We start from the raw sequence: 3,304 nt of genomic DNA, 5'->3' as shown, positions 1-3,304 counted from the left end.
GCCGGTGCTTACAATGTTATTGTGAAGCAAGGAGCAAATACTAAAACACTTAAAGTGATTAAGAAATAAAGATTTCATAGTTAATTGTTTTTTAGTAAGAAAGGCTGTCCGAAAGGGCAGCCTTTTTGTTTTATGAAAACATTTTTACGTCTTTTATTAACTTTAGAATTAATTTCGAACCATAAAATTTCTTTGTTAAGTATAAATCTACCGATAAAATTAAATTCATCGGTTTTTGTATCAATTTGATTTAATTTATTGTTTAATGATACAAAATCATCGGGGTAAAACTTTATAGATTTATCTCAGTTGATGTCGTATAATGGTAATTCAAGAGGAAACATTTTGCTGAATGAATTACTTATATAACTGAAATATTTTTCCCTATCGCTTTTAATGGTAAATTGAAATAAAGTTATAGGGTTTAGGTCGCAATTAATTTTCTTCACCATATGTCGGATAGAAATATTTTTAGAGGACTGAATTCGATAAAATTCCATAATAGATTTAAAGATGAAAATGATTGTTTGATTTATCTTTCAGAAATAAAATGGGCAAGCGGTTATAATTTAAACGCTGTGGTAATGACAAATTCGGTAATGGAAAAAACCATCAAAATAGGAGGTGTGCAAAATGTAGTTACGATGAAAGCTCTATAACAGGGACAATGTTCGAAAAGATTAAATTTTTTCTTTTAATTGCATTCCATATTGCTTTAAAATAAGCACTAAGAAGAAATGTACGTCATCTTAGGGTTAAATTCTGAATTTGAACTTCGTCAAAAGACTTGCTGGTCATTCAAATCAAAGGTGCAACAAGGAATGGAAAGTAGTTTAAACCAACAATTAACAGGAACAATTCACGTTGATTAGTTTATGGTTGGTGGTCCAGAAGAGGATAAAAAAGGAATAAGTAAAGGGTTGAAAAGCCTTCGAAATCACAATATGCGAATTGAGAATGGCATTATTAGATTACAATATCGCAACCAAACAAATAAAAATAGATTTGTACCTACTCAACTACAATGAGCTCAAACATTTCAAGAATCTAGAGACAGAAATCGATTTGATTGTAATGTAAATTATAGGCTAAATAGCCTTTTGCAAACAGATTAAACAAATCAACTTACATTAAACGCCATTGGAACCAGTTGGCCTGTTAAGTCTTTTAGAACTTCCGAATTTCAATGCTAATCTATACCAAATCAATTCAAGAAATAAAAATAGATTGATTTAACATAATTGGGTATTGAAGCCGCTGTAACCTTTTTTTTCTATTGATTTTGAGCCGTTTTTTTTATTAATTTCTTTTTTGTTGTACAAGTAGTTTTTATATTTATATTTGCAATGTCCGTGTGCGGACACGAAAATATAGTATCATGTCAAAAAAAGTCGTTACATTTGGAGAAATACTACTCAGGTTGTCGCCTCCAAGTCATTTACGATTGACACAAGCGACTTCTTTTGATTTGTATTACGGATGTGCAGAAGCCAATGTAGCTGCCTCGCTTTCTAAATTTGGATTACCGGTTAAATTCATAACCGCAGTTCCTCCGAATGAATTGGGCGAATCTTCATTGAGTATGTTGCGTTCTTTTGGTGTTGATCCTGTGGTAAAAGTGCAAGGCAAAAGACTTGGGATTTATTATTTTGAACAAGGGGCATCCGAAAGACCCGGAAAAGTAGTTTATGACAGAGAAGATTCTTCTTTTTCTTTATTGAAAAAAGGAATGATAGATTGGGAGACAATTTTCCAAGATGCCGATTGGTTTCATTGGTCAGGAATTACGCCCTCATTATCTTTGGATTTGGCAGAATTATGTGAAGAAGCCTTAGAAGTTGCTTCCAAAATGGGATTAACGATTTCGTCCGATTTAAATTACAGACCGACCCTTTGGAAATACGGAAAAGAAGCCAACGAAGTCATGCCAAATCTTGTTAAACATTGCGATTTATTATTGGGAGGCGCGGATGAAACGGAGAAAGTTTTGGGGATTAAAATAAATGAAAATGATAGTCAAGAAATGATTTTCGCCAAGTGGATGAAGACATTTCCGAAGTTAAAGAATATTGTAACCACACAAAGGATAGCCGCCAATGCCTCATCGAATGGGATAAGCGCTTCTTTTTGGAACGGAACGGAATTATTGCATTCTCAAAAATACAATGTTTCACACATTATAGATCGAATAGGAGCAGGAGATGCTTTTATGGCCGGAATTATTTACGGATTGATTAGCTGGCCAGAAGATAATCAAGCCGCATTAGAGTTTGCAGTTGCAGCCGCTTGTTTAAAACATTCCATTTCGGGAGATATTAATCTAGCCACCGTAAACGAAATAACTGCTCTTATGAGTGGGTCTGGCGGAGGAAGAGTTTCAAGATAATAAGTAAGTTAAATAAAACACACCTATAATTAAAAACAAATAAATAGTTAAGACCATGTCAAAAAAAGTAGTAACATTTGGTGAGATAATGTTAAGATTAGCACCACAAGGATTTTTAAGATTTTCACAAGCCGACAATTTCGATGTTGTTTATGGAGGAGGAGAATCGAATGTAGCGGTTTCATTAGCAAATTATGGAATTCCCGTTGATTTTGTAACGCGTTTACCAAAAAATGATATTGGAGAATGCGCCATGATGGAAATGCGTAAAAGAGGCGTTGGTGTTGACAAAATTGTTTGGGGTGGAGACCGTTTAGGAATTTACTTTTTAGAAACCGGAGCCGTATCAAGAGGAAGCAAAGTAGTTTACGATAGATCGCATTCTTCTATGTCGGATATTCAACCGGGAATGGTGAATTGGGAAGAAGTTTTTCAAGGAGTAGAATGGTTTCACTGGACTGGAATTACACCAGCAATCTCTCAAAGTTCTGCCGATGCTTGTTTAGAAGCGGTAAAAGTAGCTAGCAAATTAGGAGTTACAATTTCAACCGATTTGAATTACCGTGCTAAATTATGGAAATATGGTGGTGATCGTGAGGCAATCATGACCGAATTAACTTCGTACTGTGATGTGATTTTAGGAAACGAAGAAGATGCCGAAATGCACTTTGGTATCAAACCATCAGGCGCAGCAGTTCAAACGCACGGACATGATGTAAAAGCAGAAGCTTTCTTGTCAGTTTGCCAACAAATGATGGAAAAATTCCCAAGAGCTAAAAAAGTAATTACTACTTTAAGAGGTTCAATTTCTGCGTCTCATAATACTTGGGCAGGGGTTTTATACGATGGAAAAGAAATGTTACAAACCCGTCAATACCAAATTACAGATATCGTGGATAGAGTTGGTGGTGGTGATTC

3 protein-coding genes are annotated in these 3,304 nt (G+C 34.8%); all 3 read left to right on the top strand.

Annotation, left to right across the window (positions count from 1 at the left end; all coding sequences use genetic code 11):
• Positions 1–452 precede the first annotated feature (452 nt).
• Positions 453–659: a hypothetical protein gene (locus ACKVOD_RS09075; protein WP_409209150.1), complete on the top strand. Its 207-nt coding sequence runs from the start codon at positions 453–455 to the stop codon at positions 657–659.
• Between the two features lie 719 nt (positions 660–1,378).
• Positions 1,379–2,386, top strand: coding sequence for a PfkB family carbohydrate kinase (locus ACKVOD_RS09070; protein WP_409209149.1), 1,008 nt, complete (start codon positions 1,379–1,381; stop codon positions 2,384–2,386).
• A gap of 55 nt (positions 2,387–2,441) precedes the next feature.
• The coding region (locus ACKVOD_RS09065) for a PfkB family carbohydrate kinase (protein WP_409209148.1) at positions 2,442–3,304 on the top strand (863 nt) is incomplete at its 3' end.

The sequence above is a fragment of the Flavobacterium sp. genome, assembly GCF_046155325.1.
GTDB lineage: Bacteria > Bacteroidota > Bacteroidia > Flavobacteriales > Flavobacteriaceae > Flavobacterium.
Note: the sequence above shows the minus strand (reverse complement) of the source record. Positions and strands in the feature narration are given on the sequence as shown.

Coding starts and splice junctions, on each gene's coding strand:
- ACKVOD_RS09070 (WP_409209149.1), top strand. CDS start 1,379: ATGTCAAAAAAAGTCGTTACATTTGGAGAAATACTACTCAGGTTGTCG.
- ACKVOD_RS09075 (WP_409209150.1), top strand. CDS start 453: ATGTCGGATAGAAATATTTTTAGAGGACTGAATTCGATAAAATTCCAT.